21 protein-coding genes are annotated in these 22,363 nt (G+C 43.0%); 4 read left to right on the forward strand and 17 right to left on the reverse strand.

What is annotated here, in order from left to right; genetic code table 11:
• The first annotated feature begins 70 nt into the window (after positions 1-70).
• Positions 71-1,591: an FMN-binding glutamate synthase family protein gene (locus QEP06_RS00710; protein ID WP_251833567.1), complete on the forward strand. Its 1,521-nt coding sequence runs from the start codon at positions 71-73 to the stop codon at positions 1,589-1,591.
• Positions 1,592-1,627: 36 nt separating this feature from the next.
• Here QEP06_RS00710 and QEP06_RS00715 read toward each other — a convergent pair whose 3' ends face one another.
• The 6 genes from QEP06_RS00715 to QEP06_RS00740 all read right to left on the reverse strand — a co-directional run bounded on the left by QEP06_RS00715 (position 1,628) and on the right by QEP06_RS00740 (position 7,491).
• Positions 1,628-3,010 (reverse strand): chloride channel protein, encoded by a 1,383-nt coding sequence (locus QEP06_RS00715; RefSeq protein ID WP_285268641.1) that lies wholly within the window; start codon positions 3,008-3,010, stop codon positions 1,628-1,630.
• Positions 3,011-3,112: 102 nt separating this feature from the next.
• Positions 3,113-3,637 (reverse strand): 50S ribosomal protein L9, encoded by a 525-nt coding sequence (gene rplI, locus QEP06_RS00720; protein ID WP_251833565.1) that lies wholly within the window; start codon positions 3,635-3,637, stop codon positions 3,113-3,115.
• 181 nt (positions 3,638-3,818) lie between these two features.
• Entirely contained in the window at positions 3,819-4,121 is a 303-nt protein-coding gene (gene rpsR, locus QEP06_RS00725; protein ID WP_015806249.1) for a 30S ribosomal protein S18, read from the reverse strand.
• Between the two features lie 27 nt (positions 4,122-4,148).
• The gene (gene rpsF / locus QEP06_RS00730) at positions 4,149-4,490 is read right to left on the reverse strand and encodes a 30S ribosomal protein S6 (protein ID WP_251833564.1); all 342 of its coding nucleotides are present in this window, start codon (positions 4,488-4,490) and stop codon (positions 4,149-4,151) included.
• 131 nt (positions 4,491-4,621) lie between these two features.
• Positions 4,622-6,223, reverse strand: coding sequence for a T9SS-dependent choice-of-anchor J family protein (locus QEP06_RS00735; RefSeq protein WP_285268642.1), 1,602 nt, complete (start codon positions 6,221-6,223; stop codon positions 4,622-4,624).
• 305 nt (positions 6,224-6,528) lie between these two features.
• The gene (locus QEP06_RS00740) at positions 6,529-7,491 is read right to left on the reverse strand and encodes an NAD-dependent epimerase/dehydratase family protein (RefSeq protein ID WP_285268643.1); all 963 of its coding nucleotides are present in this window, start codon (positions 7,489-7,491) and stop codon (positions 6,529-6,531) included.
• Positions 7,492-7,644: 153 nt separating this feature from the next.
• Here QEP06_RS00740 and ggt point away from each other — a divergent pair, with 153 nt between their 5' ends.
• On the forward strand, positions 7,645-9,336 hold the full coding sequence (gene ggt / locus QEP06_RS00745) for a gamma-glutamyltransferase (protein WP_285268644.1): 1,692 nt from the start codon (positions 7,645-7,647) through the stop codon (positions 9,334-9,336).
• Between the two features lies 1 nt (position 9,337).
• Entirely contained in the window at positions 9,338-9,940 is a 603-nt protein-coding gene (locus QEP06_RS00750; RefSeq protein WP_285268645.1) for a Crp/Fnr family transcriptional regulator, read from the forward strand.
• A 161-nt stretch (positions 9,941-10,101) separates the two neighbouring features.
• Here the strand turns inward: QEP06_RS00750 and QEP06_RS00755 are convergent, their stop codons facing one another.
• From QEP06_RS00755 to QEP06_RS00785, 7 genes are read right to left on the reverse strand one after another with little or no spacing between them, the layout of a single operon-like run.
• Positions 10,102-11,529: an SDR family oxidoreductase gene (locus tag QEP06_RS00755; RefSeq protein WP_285268646.1), complete on the reverse strand. Its 1,428-nt coding sequence runs from the start codon at positions 11,527-11,529 to the stop codon at positions 10,102-10,104.
• On the reverse strand, positions 11,529-12,032 hold the full coding sequence (locus tag QEP06_RS00760) for an SRPBCC family protein (protein ID WP_285268647.1): 504 nt from the start codon (positions 12,030-12,032) through the stop codon (positions 11,529-11,531). The genes QEP06_RS00755 and QEP06_RS00760 overlap by 1 nt, the downstream gene beginning before the upstream one ends.
• Positions 12,022-12,744 (reverse strand): lycopene cyclase domain-containing protein, encoded by a 723-nt coding sequence (locus QEP06_RS00765; protein WP_285268648.1) that lies wholly within the window; start codon positions 12,742-12,744, stop codon positions 12,022-12,024. Before QEP06_RS00765 ends, QEP06_RS00760 begins: the two co-directional genes overlap by 11 nt.
• Before the next feature lie 10 nt (positions 12,745-12,754).
• Entirely contained in the window at positions 12,755-13,222 is a 468-nt protein-coding gene (locus QEP06_RS00770; RefSeq protein ID WP_251833725.1) for a sterol desaturase family protein, read from the reverse strand.
• A gap of 2 nt (positions 13,223-13,224) precedes the next feature.
• Entirely contained in the window at positions 13,225-13,686 is a 462-nt protein-coding gene (locus tag QEP06_RS00775) for a hypothetical protein (protein WP_285268649.1), read from the reverse strand.
• Positions 13,686-14,531, reverse strand: a complete 846-nt coding sequence (locus tag QEP06_RS00780; protein WP_251833555.1) for a phytoene/squalene synthase family protein — start codon at positions 14,529-14,531, stop codon at positions 13,686-13,688. Before QEP06_RS00780 ends, QEP06_RS00775 begins: the two co-directional genes overlap by 1 nt.
• Before the next feature lie 3 nt (positions 14,532-14,534).
• Positions 14,535-16,013 carry a phytoene desaturase family protein gene (locus QEP06_RS00785; protein WP_285268650.1) on the reverse strand — a complete coding sequence of 493 codons (1,479 nt, stop codon included), beginning with the start codon at positions 16,011-16,013 and terminating at the stop codon, positions 14,535-14,537.
• 339 nt (positions 16,014-16,352) lie between these two features.
• Between QEP06_RS00785 and QEP06_RS00790 the strand changes: the two genes are divergently transcribed.
• Positions 16,353-16,994, forward strand: coding sequence for a MarR family winged helix-turn-helix transcriptional regulator (locus tag QEP06_RS00790; RefSeq protein WP_285268651.1), 642 nt, complete (start codon positions 16,353-16,355; stop codon positions 16,992-16,994).
• A gap of 12 nt (positions 16,995-17,006) precedes the next feature.
• Here QEP06_RS00790 and QEP06_RS00795 read toward each other — a convergent pair whose 3' ends face one another.
• From QEP06_RS00795 to QEP06_RS00810, 4 genes are all read right to left on the reverse strand, one after another.
• Entirely contained in the window at positions 17,007-17,858 is an 852-nt protein-coding gene (locus QEP06_RS00795; RefSeq protein WP_285268652.1) for a diacylglycerol/lipid kinase family protein, read from the reverse strand.
• A gap of 26 nt (positions 17,859-17,884) precedes the next feature.
• A complete protein-coding gene (locus QEP06_RS00800; RefSeq protein WP_285268653.1) occupies positions 17,885-18,688 on the reverse strand; it encodes a DUF3298 and DUF4163 domain-containing protein in 804 nt (267 codons plus the stop codon).
• 76 nt (positions 18,689-18,764) lie between these two features.
• A complete protein-coding gene (gene gyrB, locus QEP06_RS00805; protein WP_251833550.1) occupies positions 18,765-20,699 on the reverse strand; it encodes a DNA topoisomerase (ATP-hydrolyzing) subunit B in 1,935 nt (644 codons plus the stop codon).
• A gap of 198 nt (positions 20,700-20,897) precedes the next feature.
• The gene (locus tag QEP06_RS00810) at positions 20,898-22,328 is read right to left on the reverse strand and encodes a T9SS type A sorting domain-containing protein (RefSeq protein WP_285268654.1); all 1,431 of its coding nucleotides are present in this window, start codon (positions 22,326-22,328) and stop codon (positions 20,898-20,900) included.
• Positions 22,329-22,363: the final 35 nt, after the last annotated feature.

The following is a 22,363-nucleotide window of genomic DNA, read 5'->3' on the forward strand; positions in this document are numbered from 1 at the left end:
ATAATGAAAGTGGTTTTTTTAGTCGGTTTATTATTGGTAAATTTGAGGTCATTTTTTAATCAAAATAATAATGAGAGACAAGTTCATTAAATATGGTATTATCGTGCTTATTTTGGTGTGGGCAATCTCACTTCTCATAAGAGCACACTACTGGATCCCGATTCTGCTGACATGCATCTACGCAATTGGGATTTACAACGCCTTCCAGACTAAACATGCAATCCTGCGGAATTTTCCGGTTTTGGGTTACTTCCGTTATTTTTTCGAAAGTATCTCCCCCGAAATGCAGCAATATTTCATCGAGCGTGAAACAGACGGTAAACCATTCCCGAGAAACGAAAGATCCGCAGTATACAGACGCGCCAAGAACATCAGCGATACTGTGCCGTTCGGGACGCAGCTGGAAGTGAACCACCGGAAATATGAAGGGATAAAACATTCCATTTACGCAAAGTCACCGAACGAAGAGTTACCCAAAGTTTGGGTAGGCGGCGAGCAGTGTACACAGAAATACGAGGCTTCATTGTTTAATATTTCTGCGATGAGTTTTGGTTCCCTGAGCGACCGGGCCCAGATGGCACTTAACAAAGGCGCAAAAAAAGGTCAGTTTTACCACAATACAGGTGAAGGCGGAATTTCACCTTATCATCTGGAAGGCGGTGACCTGTGCTGGCAAATCGGTACCGGATATTTTGGCTGTCGTGATGATGACGGACGTTTTTCACCTGAAATCTTTACTAAAAATGCTTCGTTGCCCAACGTGAAAATGATTGAAATCAAGCTTTCACAAGGCGCGAAACCAGGCCATGGTGGCGTATTGCCGGGTTCGAAGAATACGCCCGAAATCGCGGCAATCCGACATGTACGTCCTGGACTGACGATTATTTCTCCGCCATCACACTCGGCATTTTCTGATCCGGCTGGTTTATTGAGATTTGTGCAGCAACTGCGCGAACTTTCAGGAGGAAAACCTGTTGGTTTTAAGCTTTGCATCGGTGATACCAAAGAGTTTGAGGACATTTGCGTCCAAATGAATGTACTGAAGATCTATCCGGATTTCATCACCGTAGACGGTGCGGAAGGCGGTACTGGAGCTGCTCCGCCGGAATTTTCGGATGGTGTTGGTATGCCACTGGAGCCTGCGCTGATCTTTGTCAACAGAACCTTAAAAGATCTTAATCTGCGTGATAAGATCAGGATTATTGCGAGCGGAAAAGTGCTTACAGCTCTTGATATCCTGCGCGCTGTGGCGATGGGTGCAGATATGTGTAACAACGCGCGCGGTTTTATGTTCGCACTGGGTTGCATTCAGGCTTTGAGATGTAATACGAATAACTGTCCAACCGGCGTTGCTACTCAGGACAAAATGCTCATCAAAGGCCTTGATGTCACTGATAAGAGCGAACGTGTGTATCATTTCCATAAAAATACGCTCCGTACATGTAATGAACTGATTGCCGCAGCCGGTCGCAGTTCATATGATGAGGTAGATGCTTCAATGTTTATGCGCGGTGACGAGTTTGAGCATCTTTCAGACCTTTATTTCCCGGATATTTTGGGGAACATTAAAGAAAGGCTTACGAAATACTAAACGCAAATTTTTTTACATAAAATAGAATCCGATAATTTATTGTCGGATTTTTTTATTTGAATTTTCCAGTGCGGTCTCGCTTCTTATTTCTGCCAGGTATGTTGTTTTTAGGGCGTCATATAATGACCTGCGGCTGATCATTAGTGAAACAATCGAAGAAACCATTCCGGCAAGCATCAGATGAAATATAAGCGAATGACGGTCGGTCATTTCAAGTACGATAATCGCAGATGTAAATGGTGCGCGCGTAATTCCCGTGAGAAATGCGACCATTCCGGAAAGGATCACCACATTGGTCTCGTTCGGCGTCAATTCAATCCAACCTGAAATCACGGATCCAATACTCGCGCCTGCAGAGAGGGCCGGTGCAAAGATACCGCCGGCACCGCCTGAAGTGAACGAAACTGCGGGCCCGATCATCCTAAACAACGGCATGTACCACTCTTCATGTTTATCGTCGCTGAAGAGCGTCCTGTCCATGATTTCCTTTCCTGAGCCAAGAATTTCACGGTTGACAAAGTAGGCGAGTGACGCGATGAAAAGCGCGGACAGCACAAGAAATAGTATATGTGCCCTCTGTGTTTTTAAATTTTTCTTCCAGGCATTTATTTTAAGCATCAAGACCGAAAGCTGGCTTGCAAAAACACCCGAAACACCTGAAACCAGCATCACGGGAAACATTACAGTCAAAGCTACATCTGATGTTTTGGGATAACCAAGGTAGAGATAGGAACCGGCAAGCGTCTGGGCAGTGAGGCCGGCGATGATGACGGCGGTAAACAAAGCGGTTTTAAAGTAATTGATATGCGTCTTCGAAAGTTCCTCTACCGCGAACACGATTCCGCCCAGCGGCGTATTGAATGCCGCTGAAAGACCGGCCGCCGCGCCAGTCATAATCATGTTTTTCTTCGATATTTTCGGCCACCATTCCGGCAGGTATTCATTTACTTTCCGGAAAACGGAGCCTGCAATCTGTATCGTCGGGCCTTCGCGGCCCACCGCGCCACCTCCGATGATCAGCGAGAGGCTCGACAGAACTTTAAGGATGATGATCTTTAAGCTTAATAGATTCCGGATTTTTTTGTGTTCGCGCGGATTGGCCAAATCTACGGCTGCCATCACCTGCGGTATTCCGCTGCCTTTGGAATAGGGCGCAAATTCTTTCACCAACCACCAGGACAGTACAAAACCAATCGGTGCAATTATGAAAATCATCCACGCGTTCCAGTCGAGGATAAAATTCATTAGTTTTTCGCCCCAGGTGAATATTTTCGCGTACATCACCGCAAATACGCCGGTGATCAGCGAGCCAATCCAGAACGGAATGGCCTGCAGCAGATTATGTTTTAGCTTTTCATTGTGAAGGTTGTCGAACGCTTTTTTTAAACTGCGTCTTAAGTAAACGAGGATCCGAAGCATAAACAAAAATAACCTTTTAATTAAAAATCAGCGCTGAACAAACACAAAAAAAGAATCCGGCAAATAAATTTACCGGATTCTTTTAAAAATATTGTGGAAGAATTAAGCTTCTTCTGAAGTAGTTTCCTCTTCTGTCTGCTTTTTCGCAGGAGCTGCTTTCGGAGCTGCCGGTGCAGGAGGCGCATCAGATACGATTTCGAACTCGTATGTGTGCTCTACATTTCTGTGGAGTCTGATGATTGCTTCTACTTTACCAGTTCTCTTGATTGTGTTCCCTGGAATTTTGATGTATTTTTTGTCAACGTTTACACCTGCTTTCGAAAGTTCGTCTGAAAGGTCAGCATTGTTGATAGATCCGAAAAGTTTGTCACCTGCACCTACTTTGGTAGCGATAGTGATGTTTGTTTTCTTCAGTTGCTCAACGATCGCGTTAGCGTTTGCTACCAATTTCGCTTCTTCATCTTTACGTGCTTCAAGAGTTGCTTCAAGATTCGCTTTGTTCTTTGGCGTAGCCAAAAGTGCCAATCCCTGTGGAAGCAAATAGTTTCTTGCGTAACCAGGTTTTACGTTTACTGTATCAAACTCAAGTCCTAAGTTTTCTACGTCTTTTTTTAAGATAATTTCCATTGTTGTTGTCTTGTTTAGATTTTAGAGGTTAGAAGCTAGAGCTTAGAAATTAAAAATAGGAAACGAATCGTAGATCTAATGGCTAAAATCTAAAGTCTAATATCTAAAACAGTTAGAATTAATTAGTATTCAGCAACAAAAAGCCAAAAGCGAAAAACTAATGGCTAATTGCAATTTTTTTTTATTTAAGCAAGTCAGCTACGTAAGGCATCATCGCAAGGTGTCTTGCTCTTTTGATGGCTGCGGAAACTTTTCTTTGGTATTTCAAAGAAGTTCCTGTGTATCTTCTTGGTAAAATTTTACCCTGCTCGTTTACGAACTGAAGAAGGAAGTTAGCGTCTTTATAATCTACATGCTTGATTCCGTATTTTTTGAATCGGCAGTATTTTTTGTCTGTTTTTGTATTGATGTCAAGCGGAGTAAGGAATTTTACTTCAGATTCTCCACCGGCTGAGGCTTGTTTAGCCATATCGTCTATTGCCATTGTTGTAAATTTTTGTGTGGGTTAAAATTAAGCTTTCGCAGATTTGTTTTTAGATCTTCTCGTCACGGCGTAATCGATCGCGTGCTTGTCTAATTTTGTTGTAAGGAAACGGATGACTCTTTCATCACGTTTGAAAGCAAGTTCCAAATCTGCAACCACAGTTCCTTCACCTTTAAACTCAATCAGCGTGTAGAAGCCATTCTTCTTAAGCTGAATAGGGTAAGCAAGTTTCTTAAGTCCCCAATTTTCTTTGGCAACGATCTCGCAATTGTGTGAAGTCAATAGATCTTCGAATTTTTGCACTGCTTCCTCCACCTGAGTATCAGACAGAACGGGAGTTAAAATGAAAACAGTTTCGTAATTGTTCATAATGTTAAATAAATTGTTAGATATTTCGAGGTGCAAAAGTAATCATATTTTGATAAACTACCAATGTTTCAATTAAATAAATCAAAAAAAGGCCTGCTAAATTGCAGGCCTTCCTATTGATTCAGATTAAATTATTTTTTAATCATTTTTACTGTCTGTACACCTTTGTCAGTTACAATATTCACTACATAAACTCCTGAAGCTAATGCTGAAAGATTAACCTGGGATTTTGATGCATTCAGAACATGTGTGGAAACTGATCTTCCGGTAGCGTCAAATACGGTTATTGATTTCACTTTATCCGGTGATTCAATGTTTAGAACATCCACTACAGGATTTGGATAAACTTTCACAGCGTTTTTAGCCTGATCGCTTACGCCAAGAGCACCCACGGTAAGCGTATAATCTTCGATCTGGCCGAATGAAGCTCCTGCGCAAGGGTCAAGATAATTGGTAGTTCCGAAGATCTTTTTCACTCTCATTCTGGTATTACCAACCACTGCATCTGTAGGTACTGCCAGGGTCTGTACAGCCTGCACACCATCTGTTCCGCTGGAATTCACGATGGTTTGTGTGATCTGATACACTTCACCGGCATCATTCAGTACACCGTTTTGGTTCCAGTCTATAAACACCACGAATCTGTTGGTGAAGTTTCCGTCTGTATTGCCTTTTAGCGTAATGGTGTGAGAGCTTCCCTGTGTTACGTCGCCTACAATACTTGTAAAGTTCTCGTGATCCGGCGTTCCGTTTACCGTTTCTGAAGTTGTGTTATTTATTCCGGCAAAATTAACAAGTGTGATCGGTTCCGTATTGGATGTGAAAGCAATCGGTCCGCAATATGGCGCAAAAGGATTGTCCATCGTAGTGAATGAAAACTCTGTACATCCAGTCGCGTCTCCGGCGCCGTTTTTAGCAATTACCTTCCAGTAGTAGGTAGTAGAAGCAGCGAGTCCGTTTGCTACCGTACTTGTACCTGTAACATTCGCAAGCAGGGTGGTAGGGTTTGGCGAAGTGCCGAGATACACATCGTAGCTTGATGGAGTAGTTCCGGTAGTAGCGGCAGACCAGGAAAGGGTTACCGGCGCAGTGTAATCTATTCCGGTTGCCGCGTTTGCAGGAGCAACCTGCGTTACACAGTCAGGAGGCGAAGTTGGCGCCAGGTTCACTGAAATGTTATCAATTAACAGGACAAACTTATCATTTGAATTATTAACAAATGCAACGCGTACTGTTGTCCCTGAATAGGCTGCGAGATTTACAGTGCGTGTAACCCACGTAGCGCTTTCAGCAGTAGTGTTGTATAGCTCTACAGTAAAATCGCTTACGGTATTTCCTCCGTTCGGAGCCAACATTACCTTGTAACCGTCGGGATAAAGTGCATCCTGTGCTTTAGAATCCCATTGCAAAAAAGTGTTTGCAGCAGGAAGTGTGATTTGTGGCGAAATCAACCAGTCATTCGAAGCTCCCGGAGGGCTGTACCACGACGAACTCATGGCAGCATAATCATTATCCGGTCCTCCGTAATTCGGAGTTGGTCCACCTCGGTCTTTTCTGATCCAGGCACCGGCATCAAACTCTGCTACAGTGGCATCGTGGGTAAGACCATCGACGTCAATCAGTGTCCAGGCTGAGAAACCGGGTCCTGCTCCGTCAAAATTTTCCTGAAAAATTTGCGCGTTCCCGAAGAACGGAATTGCCAAAAATGAGGCAAATAGTAAAATTTTTTTCATAAGAACTAATTTAATTTGGTTAAACTTACTCTCAAAGCTAAGTATAAAAAATTAAATCACCAATGAAAACGAGCAATTTTACCGAAATTAATATCTTATTTAATTAAAGTTTATTAATTTATCAATGACGTTATGATTGGAATCATACCTGACCTGACTGTTTAAAAACAATTAAAATCCCAGCTTCCGACGAAAGCAAACGGACATTATTTATCCTACTATAGAAAAAATTTCAGGGCCGCCCTCAATTTTTTTGCAATGTTATGCGGAAATTATTTAAAGGCTTTAAAGCTGAAAAAATGCATTTATTTACCCAATTTAACTTTCAGGTTTTTAAGCATGTCTTGGGTCATAGAGGTTACATCAAAATCATATGTCAGTCCCCAATCTTTCTTCGCTACCGAATCATCTATCGATGCCGGCCAGGAGTCTGCTATTGCCTGTCTGAAATCGGGTTTATAGTCAATTTCGAAATCCGGTATTTCTTTTTTGATTTCTGCTGCGAGTTCCTGCGGTGTAAAAGACATCCCACCCAAATTATAGGCGGTGTGTACGGTAAGATCTTCCTTCGGTGCATGCATTAACTTCAAAGTCGCATTGATGGCATCATCCATGTAAAGCATTGGCATCGCGGTACTTTCTGAGATGAAACTCGTGTATTTGCCTTCTTCCACTGCTTCGTAAAAAATCTCAACTGCATAATCGGTTGTGCCGCCTCCTGCGGGCGTTTTCCAGGAAATAAGTCCCGGATATCGGATGCTTCTTACGTCAACACCGAATTTGGTATTGTAGTATTCGCACCATTTTTCGCCGGCCATTTTAGAAATTCCGTAAACAGTGGTTGGGTTCAGCACCACGTCCTGACCAACATTTTCTTTGGGAATTCCGGTTCCAAATACGGCGATAGAACTTGGCCAGAAAATTTTCTTCAGCAAACCTTCTTTCGCCATCTCACAAAAATTCAGCAATGGTTCCACATTCAGTTTCCAGGCGAAAAGTGGCTGTTTTTCCGATGTTCCTGAAAGCAGTGATGCAAGGTGATAAACTGTAGTGATTTCATAATCTTTAATGATTTGTCTCACCAGCTGCGTGTTCGAAACATCCATCCTCTCATAATATCCGGCGGATGTGAGGTGTTTGTCCCACCGGTCCAATCCGGAAGCGATCACATTTTCAGCGCCGTGAATTTCTACTAATTTATTGGTAAGTTCGGTGCCGATCTGGCCGAGTGCACCGGTTATGAGGATTTTTTCCGTGGTGGAGTTCATATCAGGGTTTGCTTTTAAGCAAATTTAAAAAAATAAGGGTGGAAAACGAAATCTGCCGTTCATTAAATTATTGAATAGAGTTTAGGCAGCCAGTTCACGCGCATAATGCTTTGGAACACTTCTGTTTTTAGTACTTTTGATAAAATTCTTTCAATGAAAAAGTTACTTGTTATTTGTCTGTTTCTGAGCAGTTTGGCCTATCCCCAATTCACGGATATCAACATTGTAAAAGAGATCCGCACGAAAAGCAAAGGTTTGGTTGTCTCGGCACATCCGCTGGCAAGTGAAGTAGGCGCGATGGTGATGAAAAATGGCGGGAATGCTTACGATGCGGCCATCGCAACGCAATTTGCACTGGCCGTGGTCTATCCGCAGGCCGGCAATATTGGCGGAGGCGGATTTTTAGTGGGTGTGAAACGAAACGGCGACAAATTCACCATTGATTTCCGGGAAACTGCGCCTGCAAAGTCTTCGCGGGATATGTACCTCGATAAAAAAGGTAATGCAATTACCGATCTTTCGCAAAACGGAAGGTTGGCTGTTGGCGTTCCGGGTTCTGTAGCTGGTTTTTATGCTACATTAAAACATGCAAATCTCCCGATGGAGAAACTCATTCAGCCTGCGATCGATCTCGCGGAACAGGGTTTTGCAATCACTCAAAAGGAAGCGGATTTGCTCAATCATCAAATGCAATTTATTAATGAACATAATAAAATTCCCACTGTTTTCCAAAAAAATTCCGACTGGAGACAGGGTGATATTTTGATTCAAAAGGAGCTGGCCGAAACACTTAAACGGATTCGAAAAGACGGCCCAAAAGGCTTTTACGAAGGTAAAACCGCGGAACTGATCGTAGCGGAAATGAAGCGTGGCAACGGAATTATTTCGCTTAGTGACCTAAAAAATTACAGAGTTGTCGAACGTGCGCCACTTACATTTAACTATAAAGATACCGAGATTGTTTGCATGCCTTTGCCTTCAAGCGGTGGAATTCTTCTGGCGCAAATGCTGAAGATGTCGGCGTTTGAGAATTTGTCGCAATATCAGCAAAACTCCGCGGAAGCTGTACAGATTATGGTTGAAGCCGAACGTCGTGCGTATGCGGACCGTGCAGAATATATGGGCGATCCTGGTTTCATCAGGGATCAGACGACAATGTTGATTTCGGAGGAATATTTAAAAAACCGCTGGAAAAATTTCAGTAAAACCAAAGCGACAGCCAGTGCTGACGTGGGCAAGATCATCTCGCAGCCAAGAGAATCTGCGGAGACAACGCATATTTCGATTGTGGATAAAGACGGAAACGCAGTAGCTGTCACCACCACGCTTAATGGGCTCTATGGAAGTAAGGTGGTAGTCGCCGGTGCGGGATTTTTTCTTAATAATGAGATGGATGATTTTTCAATCAAGCCCGGCGTCCCCAATATGTTTGGCGCTGTGGGTGGTGAAGCCAACGCCATTTCGCCCGGCAAACGGATGCTGAGTTCGATGACGCCCACAATTGTCCTTAAAAATAACCGGCCATACATTATCGTGGGAACGCCGGGTGGAACTACGATTCCGACCTCTGTTTTCCAATCCATTGTAAATATCGTCGATTTCAAACTCAACCCGAATGTTGCGGTGAACGCGCCGAAATTTCATCATCAATGGCTTCCGGAAAGTGTTATGGTAGAGAAAAACTTTCCCCAAAGTACAGTAAAAGCTTTAGAAACGATGAATTATAAGTTGGAATTTGTGTCGCAAATTGGCCGGACGGAACTCATTGTTATCGACGAAAACGGCAATGCAACCGCCGTGGCAGACGGGCGTGGAGATGATTCTGTGGCGGTAGAACAAAAATAATATGATAACAGACAAAGCGAATAAAGATTTTGCAAGAGCAAAAGTGCTTTCATACAAGCCGGATTTTGATTTGGAAATCCTCGAGCTGGGTTTAGATGAATTCGAAGTTTGGGACTGTAAAAGCGGAGCCTTCATTTTAAAAGCGGGTGAAGTGTGTAAAAGGATTTTTATGGTTGAAAATTCTATTACGCGCTGCTATTTCGTAGATAAAGACGGCGAAGAAAAAACTATGTGGCTGGAGCAGGAAAGTACCGTGATCACGGAGTATGAAAGTTTCAGTTCACAAACGGTGAGCAAATGTGATATCTGCTGTTACGAAGATTCGATGGTATATTCGATCGAAAAGGAAAAGTTGATGAAACTTTACGCAAAATACCACGATTGGGCCCTATTCGGACTACTTGTGATGGAGGAGCATTACGTGAACCTGCTCAAATTCAGCAATACAAGAAGTTTTAATAAGGCAAGCGAAAATTATGATCTTGTCGAAAGCTATTTTTCCCGCTATCTGGATGTGGTTCCGCTGAAGCATCTCGCTTCCTGGCTCAATATTTCTCCTGTTCATCTGTCCCGCATTCGCAAGGAAAGAAGTAAATTAAAGTAAATTAACAAATGTTAAGTGGTGTTTGATATCCGCATAATATCTTTGTTGAGATTGCAGAACACAAATGATGAAGAGAAATTGCAGTCTGTCTTATTTCTTGCCTTTGTTGCGTTAATTTTAAAATAATTCAACAAAGCGCAAGATTTTTCTTTTCACAGCTATTATTTCCCGGCCAGCTTCTTCAGCATTCCATTAAAAATAAGTCCGTGAAAAGGCAAAACGGAATACCAATAAAGTCTTCCGGATAATCCTAACGGCCGGAAAGTCGCTTCCTGATGCAGGATTCCGTCTTTTATTCTGAATTCGAGCCACGCCTCACCCGGCACTTTCATTTCCGCGAAAAGCAAAAGTCTTCTCTCGGCTTTGTCTGCATACAGGACACGCCAAAAATCGACCGAATCGCCCGCTTCCAAATCATTTAGATTGCGTCTTCCACGGCTTACGCCTACGCCGCCAACAAGCCGATCCAGGAATCCGCGGATTCGCCACAGAAAATCTGCATAATACCAGCCGCGCTTGCCACCGATGCTGAATATGCGCTCCATAGCCAACTCTTCGTCGTCAACTTTCATCTGCCGGACATCTTTGAAGGTGCCTTTGCCCGGAACTTCCAGATATTGCCAAACATTCCGGTCGTGAAACGGTGCCGAAAACGAGTCGTACCAACTTGAAAGAACGTCGTTTTGCTTTATTTTATCGAACGCCAGCGCTATGGCTTCTCTGTATGAAAACAACTCGATTCCCAGTTGCGCCGATAGATCATTTGGCTTCGCGATTACGTCTGTCTTCATACTGCTCACCAGATTTTTTGCTAACGGATAGGTGGTGCTGGTAATAAAATAAAGCCAATACGAAGACATTCTCGGCGTCATAACCGGAACTGTGTAAATGTGCCGTTTGAGACCTCGGACTTCCGCATATTGTAGCAGCATTTGTTTATAGGTGTACACTTCAGCACCGGCGATATCGAAATTGCGATTGTAAGTAAAGGTTTTGCCCATCACACCGATGAGAAACTGGATGACATTCCGGATCGCAATAGGTTGGCATTTCGTACTGAGCCATTTTGGGGCAATCATCACCGGCAGTTTTTCGACAAGGTCGCGGATGATTTCAAATGAGGCGCTTCCGGAACCCACAATTATACCCGCCCGCAAACTCGTAAGCGCATATTTTTCACTGTGCAGGGCTTCTTCAACGTTTTTTCTCGACTGCAAATGCTTCGAAAGTTTGTCATTATTAATGATTCCTGTGAGAAAGATGACTTGTTTAACCGCGGTTTTTTCTAAGGCTTTCCTGAAATTGTCTGCGCTCTGTTTCTCTTTTACCGCAAAATCACCCTCTTCTGAAGACATCGAATGAATCAGATAGTACGCGAAATCAATATCATGTGGAATGTTCTGAAGTGAGGATTCAATCAGGAAGTCGTTTTCAATTATTTCAAGTTGCTCAAGATGACTTTTGTAAAGTTTGGTGCTGAACCTTTTTCGGTCACGAACGGAGCAAACCACGGTGTGGCCTTCTTCCAAAAGCTGGATCAGAAGCCGTTTACCGATATAGCCGGTAGCACCGGTGAGAAAAATTTTCATCAGCCTAATATTTTAGTGAGTATTTGCCGCCGACCTTCAAATATGCGCGTGACTTTATCGGAAACCAGTTTGCCCGCAAGAATTTGACCTAGAAATCCAAGCGGCATCTTATAATTTACGATGTCGGTCATTTTTACATTTCCATTTTCAAGTTCTTCAAAATGGTGCTCGTGATGCCACATTGCATACGGCCCGAAGCGCTGTTCATCTACGAAAAAAGCTTTCTTTAAATGAATTCCGGCTGGCGTTTTCAGATGTGTGATCTCGGTGATCCAGTTGCTTTTAATGAAAGGCAAAATACCAATTTTGTAAGTGATGATCTGGCCTTCATACGTTTCGGAACCCGGGTTATTGGTGATAAAAAACTTCATGTCAGCCGGCGTAATCTTATCCAGATTTGTGGGTAACGAAAAGAAATCCCACGCTTCATCCATCGTTATCGGTAAGACCTGTTCTGAAGTGAGCGTATAGATTCCGGACTGGCGGACGGTTTTACTTGGCATATTCAGCTTTTGAAGGTGGATAATTCCATTTATTCTTTAAATATTCGAAGACCAAAACAATACCGTAAAGCAGTGTGAAGCAATAAAAACTGTCTTCGAGAGGCATTGTGCCCACGCGGATTCCAAGGTTCTCCGTATCATCATAAAACACGACCGGATTTTCCGAGTAATTACCGGTAAGTGCATTGTTCACAAAATAGAAAGGGATGTAAATAATGATGAAACTTAGGTAAAACCGGTTCGCATCTTTCCATTTAAAAATGATCTGACCCAGCATGAGCAGGGCAAAAAGCCCGAAACTGCAAAGTGTATAAATCTTATTTAAATTGAAAACTGCAACACCCAAACCCACCGCGAACAGCACATACGTAATGGCGTTGGTGATTTTTTGGTTCAGTATGATTTTTGGATAAAAATATTCGAGGGAATAATGAATGAAAACGCTCGCATATGGTATCAGCAGGAAGAAAAGGTATTCCTCGAGCGGCATCCGGAATATCCTCAAACCTATCAGATATTCATCGTTAAAACCCCAGACGTTCATGTAGGTAAAATAGATGTCCCACGCGATAAAAAACAGCCCGACAAGCAGAATGGCGCTGAAAAATGCTTTCCAGTACTGGATGAAATACATCCGCTTGCGCTCAAAACTGAACAGAAAGGGAACCGAAAAACTTAGGATGTCAAGAAGTAAGTAGTAATATGCCTGCAAAATATATGTTTTAGGAACGGATCGCTTTTGCTTCACGGAAATATTTAAACGGAACGAAAAGCATCCCGAAACATTCACCGTGCTCTTTGTTTAAATGTTTGTGGTGGATCTTATGTGCCTTGCGCAAACCCCGAAAGTACCAGTTGTTGGTCTTGTCAAACCATTTGAACCGTCTGTGAATCAATACATCATGGATCAGGAAATAGCAGATTCCGTAAATCAAAATGCCGAGACCCACAAAAAACATCCAGTTTAGTTCGCCACGGGAGCCGAAATAGAAAAGCAGGATGCTCGGAATGGCAAAGATTACGAAAAAGAAATCGTTTTTTTCAAACACATGCGGATATCCCGGCTGATGGTGATCTTCGTGAAAATACCAGCCAAGCCCGTGCATAATGTACTTGTGTGTGAGCCAGGTGACGGCTTCCATGCCGACAAAAACGCTCAGCGTAATCAGTATAAATCCAGTAGTTTCCATCATTAACCTATTTTGAAGTGACGTTTTATTCTCTGAACCAAATCTTTATCCTCTAAATTTTTGTACTCTCGCAGAATAAGTTCTTTATCCGCTTTCATGTCTTTATTGTAGCCCAAAAACGCCGGCGCCTGCTGTTGTGTAACATATCGCAGAAATCGGATCTCAACATTCTTCGGATCTGTTTTTGCGGCATTGTCGAGCGCAGTTTTCCCTTTTCTGAAATAGGAAAACCGCTTCATCGGATTGCCCGCATGCTTGGCCAACAGTAAATTTCCCATCGCATAGAATGCTTCAAAAATGGGTTTTTTAGTAGACTCAAATGCTTTTTTGGAATTTTCTACCAAAGTTTTGGTTGCGGTTTCGCTTTCTACGCCTTTCTTCATCAAATCCCGGTAAGAAACCAGATTTTGTGCATTCAAAGTGAGTGTAGAGACTGAAAATATTAATATAAGGAGACTTTTCATTAAACTAAATTAAGGTTTTTATTAATCATCATTTCGCCGAAAAGATAGATTTTGCGGGCATTGGATACGCTGATGCGGCTCGTCAGCAGCAGTTCGGGCTTCGTCTTACGGATTTTTTTAAGCAGATTGTTATAATATTTATACGCCATGAACACTGCGATACGGCTGGATATCGGCAGCATCTTGATGCCTTTGTACGCGTGCGCAAAGTCTGATGCAATGTCCGCCTCGATTTCCTGCTTGTCCTTTAAACTAAATTTCCGGAAATCAACATTCGGGAAATATGTTCGGTTCAGATCATTAAAATCTGCGCTGATATCACGAAGAAAATTGATTTTCTGGAATGCGGCGCCCAAACTCTGGGCATATGGTTTCAGTTTCTCGTATTCCGCCACGTCTCCGTTCACGAAAACTTTTAGGCACATTAAGCCTACAACCTCCGCTGAGCCGTAGATGTACTCATTATATTTTTCGTCATTGAGGTCCTTTATCTCGCCCAAATCCATCTTCATGGAGTGTAAAAATGAATCTACGAGATGCTGCGGAATGTTTTTCTCCCGCTGCGTCTGGCAGAACGAGTGCAGTATCGGATTCAGCGAGATTCCGTTTTCAAGCGCTTGGCGGTAACCGTTTTCGAACTCGTCCATCAGCTTTGCTTTATCAAACTCATGAAAAGTATCAACGATCTCATCGGCAAACCGCACAAATCCATAGATATTATAGATGTGCTGGCGAATCTCCGGCTGAAACAGGGTAGAAGCGCGCGCAAAAGAGGTACTGTATTTTTCAGTCACCATTTTGGAAGAAAGTCCGCAAACCGAGTGGTAGATTTCTAAATTATTCATCGCTTATGTATTTGCTAAAATTTTATGGGTACGCTTCAGGATATAATCGGTCACTACTTTCGCAGAGATAAGCGCCGGAGGCACACCCGGACCCGGAACCGTAAGCTGCCCGGTATAAAAAAGATTCTTTACTTTAAAATTATTGATGGCGGGACGCAAAACCGACGTTTGCCGCAGTGTATTGGCAAGTCCGTACGCATTGCCGCGGCACGAATGATACCTATCCTTGAAATCCTGCACGCCGAAACTTTTCTTGAAAAGTACCGAAGACCGTAAGTCAACGCCGATATTTTTCTCGATACGGCTCATGATCACTTCAAAATACTTTTCATGGATATCCTCCGAATCTTCGAGATCTACTGCGACCGGAACCAGAAAAAATCCGACTTCCTTGCCTCTAGGGCAAAGCTCGGGATCCGTTTTGCTCGAAAAGTTCGCGTAAAACAAAGGTTTTCTTGGCCACTGCTGGGTATCGTAGATTTCTTCCGCATGTTTTTCAAAATCGGTATCGAAAAATAAATTGTGATGCTGTAGTTCCGGCACCATTCTGTCAAAAGCCACGTAATATAAGAGTGAAGACGGTGCGAAAGTTTTCTTATTCCAGTATTCACTGGAATAATTCCGGACTTCTTTGTTTAAAAGACTTTCGGTGTGGGCATAATCGGCACCGGAAATGAAGATATCTGCTTCGTATTGGCCGTTTTTGGTTATAATTCGCGTCGCAACACGATCTTCATTCACTATTTCAGTGATCTCTTCATTAAGAAGAAACTTCACGCCCAAATCTTTCGCGAGCCTTGCAATTCCTTTAGCTACGGCATTGAAGCCGCCTTTCGGATACCACGTTCCGAGACCGAAATCAGCATGATTCATAAAATTATAAAAAGCCGGCGTATCACTGGGTTTCGCTCCTAAAAAAAGCACAGGAAATTCGAGGATGCTTCTCAGTTTTGGATTTTTAATATTCCTGCGGACAGTTTGCGAAATATCCTGTACAAAAAGCGGCAGACGTTTTGCGGTCTCTACGGAAACCAGCTCTAGCAAAGATTTCCCGGGATTGTAAACCAAGTCCTGCATCGCAATCCCGTAGTTTGCTTTTGCCTTCTTCATGAAATCCTGCAGATGCTTGCCGGAACCTGCTTCGTGGCGCTCAAAAGTTTTTACAATTTCCTCCGGATCGTCGGAAATATCGATGAAATCGTCTTTCCCGAAATAAACCCGGTAGGCAGGTGAGAGTTTTTCCAGCGAATAATAATCGGACACCTTTTTGTCAAAATCCGCAAAAAAACGCTCAAAGATGTCGGGCATCCAGTACCAGCTTGGTCCCATGTCAAATTTGAAACCATCCATTTCAAGCATTGAAGCACGGCCACCAATCTGCTCGTTTTTTTCGATCACAGTCACATCAAAACCGGCCTGCGCCATGTAACAGGCTGATGCAAGTGATGAAAATCCGGAACCCAGGACGATGACTTTTTTCATAGTTTCAAATTATTAGTACAAAAATATACTTTATTGTTTAAAATGGAAATATTATTTCCTAAATTTGTCTTAAAATTTCAGGATAGAAATTTTTCAGAAGCGGTGTGCTTTTGTTTATATTGTATAATATTGTCATTAAAATTAGTAAATCAACTAAGATAAATTGTATTTTACAGATATTATTTACTTTTTTAATTTTGCACGTCGCGCTTCAAAGCCAATTTTTAAGCCATATTGTATCTGAACATACTTTTATGTGGCTTATCTTTGCAATATTGTTAGTTTACCGCATTCATGCCTATTTAGTAAGGATGAAGCGCAGACTTTAAACCGGAATAAATGGAATTAAATCTAATCATTGAGACGTTAACGCAGCTTGACAATTACCTTAAAGGTGCGCCTTCGGGTGGTGGCAATCTCGATGATTTCCGGCTTTATCTGAACCAAAAGGCTTACGAGCACGAAAACCCGCGCAACTTGACCGAAAAGTTCGACCTTGATGTATACGACCTTGAAAATGAGATTGCCAAACAGGTGATTTTGCTGGGCAGATATTCAAAACAACTGATCCGAAAGTCGCTTGAAAATCATCCGGCACTGGTGAACGAAGACTTTACCTATCTTTTCCGCATGATGGATTATGACAGCCTCACGAAAATGCAGCTAATCGAAAAAAATGCCCATGAAAAGCAGACCGGAATCGAAATTATAAAAAGGCTTGTAAAGAACGGACTGTTCGCCGAAAGTCCCGATGAACACGACAAACGAAGCACACGCATCACCGTGACGCCAAAAGGTAAAAAAGTCTTCCGCGAGTCTATGCAGGATATCACGGTTGTTTCTAAAATTATGTGCGGACAGCTCGATACAAAAGAGAAGGAAGCGCTTTTGGCCTCGCTGAAAAAGCTCAACACCTTCCATCACACGGTATATTGCAACTTCAAGAATGAGGATACGGCAGAAATCCTTAAACTTATTTAGCCGCTGGCCGAACTACTGTAAAATATTCAGGCTTTTCGGCTGCACGACAATCCGCACCGGGGATTCTATTCGTGTGTATTCGCCGTCTAGATGCCAGTTCGTCGTACTTATTTCCAAATTGGCTTCACACACCGGAACATACTTGATGTACTGATCGTCCTCAAGCTTTTTAGTGAACATTTTATAGGCAAAAACAGGCGCATAACGCACGGGAAATTTCCGCACCAGAACCAAATCTACAAGACCGTCACTTTTGCTGGCTTTCGGCGCGATGTAGGCGTTGTTGCCAAACTGGCGCGTGTTTGCGACATTCAACATTAGATATTCGCCGCTGTATTTCTGCAGATTTTGGCTGATGAAGTTGATGTTGATCGGCTTGTAACTCAGATACGTTTTGAGCGAAACTTTGATGTAATTTTTAAATCCACGTGTTGTTTTTTCAAATTCTTTCGCCACTTTTCCGTCAAATCCGGTTCCGGAAACATTGATTGAAAGTTTACCGTTTACTGTAAAAGTATCCACGCATTTGATTTTTCGTGCTTTTATTTTCCGCAGAAGTTCATCCAAATCTGCATTAAAATGGGTCTCCTTTGAGAAGCCGTTTCCCGATCCAGCCGGATAAATCGCTAAAATACGGTCTGTATTGATGATTTTTTGTGCAACAGTGGAAATGGTGCCGTCTCCTCCAACAGCCACGAAGATATCGACAGTTTCCCAATGACTTTCGATAAATTCAAACGTGCCGTTAATGGATTCTGAAATGTAAACCTTAGCCTCCGGAATTTTCTGCTTTAAAGCCTCGAAGAATGGCTCGTAGTTTTTTTTGGCCGAAAACGGGTTGATTATAAAGGCAACATTTTCCATTCTGAAATTTAAAGGCTAACTATCAATTACTTAAGATTGATTCTGGTTCTGAAGTTGGGCTGCAGAAAGGGTTTAATTTCGCTGAACGGAACTTTTATCAACACCGGACCGGCTGCATACGCCGCAATTTCATACTGATTATAAAGAAAATAAAGATTCGCATTATCGAAATAAAAGTTGTTATTCAATGGAATGTCCTTTACCAAAAGCATTTCAGCCTGACCTCGGTCTAAATCTCCCTGCAGGAACTGAGTCATCAGGATCCGTGACCAAACCTGCGCATCCTGATTGCTAATTACGTCATTAAGTGTAATCTGGCGACCGGATTTAAGATCGAAAACGCGGTACATTTCGTTGTAATAACCGTGCGCACCGCCCGTGTAACCATCACTTAGGTAAGTAAGTGTAAGGATATCGTCTTTGTGCGAGAAGACTTTCATCGAAGAGTTCTGCGTCCATTCCTGTGCAAAACCGGGCATGAAATCAGTCAGTGATTCTTTAGTTTCGCTGAAATAATTATTCTTTAAGCTGTCGATCGCGCGCTGTAAGTCTACTTTGCTGAATGCGCCTGTTTTAATGTTTTGGCCGGCGTAAATGCTGTCGAGAATTGTTTTGTTAAGAATAGTTGGGAAAACTAAAGTTGTCATTTTAAATGACGCAGTGACGCTGTCGGCCACCATTACGCTGTCTGCAGCCACTACAGAATCTACTTCAAAAGCTGCAATCTTATCTTCCGACGGTTGTGCGCCGGACTTCTCGGTTTGCTTTTTCTGAGAACAAGCTGTAAAGAGAACGGTAAGCGCGGTAAAATGGAGCAGAAGCGTTTTCATAAAAAGTAAGTTTAGGTTTGGTGGTGCAAAAAACCGTCCATTGCTGAACGGTTTTCTGTAGTAGTCTTCCTAAAAATTAAACATCGATTTTGGCGTAAACCGCATTTTTCTCAATGAATTCACGTCGCGGCGGCACTTCGTCACCCATCAGCATTGAAAATACGTTATCAGCATCTGCAAGGCTCTCAATTCCTACCTGTTTCAGGATTCGGTTCTCAGGATTCAGCGTGGTTTCCCAAAGCTGTTCAGGATTCATTTCACCCAAACCTTTATAGCGCTGTACTTCTACGCCTTTTCCGTCCGGAGCGAGCTCAAGTGTAAATTCTTCACGTTCTTTTTCATTGTACGCATAGATCTTCTTGTTCCCTTTTTTAAGGAGATAAAGCGGCGGCTGGGCGATGTAGATATAGCCGTTTTCGATGAGTTCCTTCATGTATCTGAAGAAGAACGTCAGGATCAACGTGGAGATGTGCGATCCGTCAATATCCGCATCGGTCATGATCACGATTTTGTGATAACGCAGTTTGCTGATATTTAAAGCCTTACTGTCTTCTTCGGTTCCTACGGAAACGCCAAGGGCGGTGTAGATGTTCTTGATCTCATCATTGTCGTAGACTTTGTGAAGCATCGATTTTTCCACGTTCAGGATCTTACCTCTTAGCGGAAGAATGGCCTGGAAATGGCGGTCACGACCTTGTTTAGCCGTTCCGCCTGCGGAATCACCCTCTACCAGGAATAATTCGGATATCTCGGGATCTTTTGATGAGCAGTCGGATAATTTTCCCGGAAGTCCGCTTCCGCCCATCGGCGATTTTCTTTGAACAAGTTCACGTGCTTTTTTCGCGGCCTGACGTGCTTTCGCCGCCAAAACCACTTTCTGAACGATGATCTTAGCCTCGTTTGGATTTTCTTCGAGGAAGTTGCTGAGCATCTCGCCCACAATCTTGTCCACCGCTCCTGAAACCTCAGAGTTTCCAAGTTTTGTTTTGGTCTGGCCTTCAAACTGTGGTTCCATTACCTTTACGGATATCACTGCGGTAAGACCTTCGCGGAAGTCATCACCGGTAACTTCCACTTTTTCTTTTGCCGGAATACCAAGTTCGTCCGCGAATTTCTTTAAAGTTCTCGTCAATGCACGGCGGAAACCTGCAAGGTGAGTTCCACCTTCGTGCGTGTTGATATTGTTTACGTATGAATGGAGATTTTCATTGTAAGAAGTGTTGTAGCGCATCGCAACTTCCACAGGAATGTCATCTTTGTCACCTTCCATGTAGATCACATTGCTCATGATCGATTCTCTGTTACCATCGATGAATTCTACGAATTCTTTAAGCCCGCCTTCAGAGTGGAAGGTTTCAGTGATATTAGAACCGTCTTCATTTTGGCGTCTTTCATCGGTTAGGGTGATGGTGATGCCTTTATTCAAAAATGAAAGTTCACGCAGACGTGCTGCAAGCGTATCGTAGTTGTAAACGGTTTCCTGGAATATTTTTTCATCAGGCTGGAAGAATACTTCGGTACCACGTCTGTCAGTAGTCCCGATTTCTTTCACTGGATCCAGTGCTTTACCTTCTGAGTATTTTTGCTGATATACCTTGCCGTCACGGTTTACAGTCGCTACAAGCGATGTGGAAAGGGCGTTTACACAGGAAACACCTACACCGTGAAGTCCACCGGACACTTTGTAGGAATCTTTATCAAATTTACCACCTGCACCAATCTTGGTCATTACCACTTCAAGCGCCGATTTCTGTTCCTTTTCGTGCATATCCACCGGGATACCGCGGCCGTTATCTTTTACGGTAATACTCTCGCCTTCGTGGATCGTTACCGAGATAGTATCACAATGCCCGGCCAGTGCCTCATCAATGGAGTTGTCTACTACTTCGTAAACCAGGTGATGCAGACCTCTGGTGCCTACGTCCCCAATGTACATTGAAGGTCTAAGCCTCACGTGTTCCATCCCCTCCAATGCCTGAATGCTACTCGCCGTGTATTCTTTTTGACTCATAATCTTATTTTGTCCAACCTCAGTTTCAGCTGGTTTGCTAAGTTTGTTTTAGTATAAATTTTTTGCAGTTTATCCCCGTGTTTTCGTGGATAATAAAGACCAACAAATATACGCAATTTATACCAAAATTGAAAGTATTTCCAAGGCGCAATTGTAGCTGCTGACATCAAAAAAAACCTCCGCATCGGGAGGTTAATGTTAGTTTTTAATGGATTTAAAAGTTTCGCTCGGCCTGTCATGAAAATCAATTTGAATATGATAAATCCCGCGCGTTAGATTTTGGGTCTGAATCTCGCCTGTTGAACCGACTGTTGCGGCTTTTCCCGAGGCGTCGTAGATCGAAACCTTCTTTATTTTATTAGCTGTCGAAATTTTAAGTTGATCGCGGAAAGGAGTGGTGATCCTTGTTTCCGTTAACTGTGTGCTTTGCGTGTCAAGCAGAGTTGATTTGTATTTGATGACATATAGATCGTGGTTAGCGGAGTTACGAACCATGACGAAAAGGTTCGGGCCATTGGGCAACATAGCTACCCATTGATCTGCCGAGACATTTTCATAAAATTCTTCAAGACCATTCACGGTTGATTTCACACCATTAAAATCATAAGCCATCATCACTGGTTTACCTTCTTTTTTACCCGCAAACAAATAATGGTTTTGAAGTGAAACTGCATCAGTTATCGCGGTATTTATATTAGATAAACCAAAATCAAGGTAAGTCTTTCCGTTAATGTTTTTGGGTTGTGCCGTACTTGAGAGAATAGCCGCCCGCGTCTCCTCGTCGCCGCTGTTTGGATCTACGCCATATAAATACAGAATCTCATTTCCAGGTGTAAGGACAAACTTTTTAGGATACACGGAAATACCGTTTGAAGCGCCCGCGTAATCATAAAGATGCGCGTTCATCAGGTCGTAGGTCGTAAACTGATGCGGTGAATTTTCGTTGCTGACTGCAATTTCATAATGGTACTTGTTCAGGAAGTTTTTTCCGTTACTGTTCCCGAAATAGCTGTACAGTTCCATGTATTCCTGCGGAAGACCATTTACGATCGGATTTTGGTTCCCCGCGTTGCCGTAGCCGTTATTGATGGCTCCGTTCGGTAAATATGCGGTGATTTTTCCCCAAAGATGATAGAAACCGTTTTGCTGGAAACTGATTTGGTTATAGAACAAATCCGGTCTGGCCGTCATGGTGCCATTAATCCCGAAAGTTGTGTCTGTCTTTCCGTCGGGCAGAAAGCGCTTGAGCATTGTGCGGGACGTACCTGCATCAGTGTCTTTCACGTAAATCGCGATCATTTTCTGACCTTGCTGCGCAAACTGGATGCCGCTGCCACTGTCACCTTCAAGAACAACCTTTCCACTAGTTCCATAACTTACGTCCAGCGCGCCGGAAGAGGTGAGTTTGGCCATCATCCCGGAATGAACGTTGCCCTCAGACCCAAGCGTCAGCGTAAGCGAGCCGTTCGGATTCAGGAAAATCTTTTCGAATTGCGTTTCCGAAAGTGTGGAAGGATAAGAGATTTTTGCGATGCCGCCGTTCCCGAAAGTGGCGTCTTTTACCAGCGAAATCTGGCTTGAGAGGGATATGCACGAAAGCATACCCAAGAGGGTAAATTTTAGTTTCATAAATCATTTGTGTGTTGCGGTAAATATACAAATCT

Source organism: Kaistella rhinocerotis, from assembly GCF_030243905.1.
Classification (GTDB): domain Bacteria; phylum Bacteroidota; class Bacteroidia; order Flavobacteriales; family Weeksellaceae; genus Kaistella; species Kaistella rhinocerotis.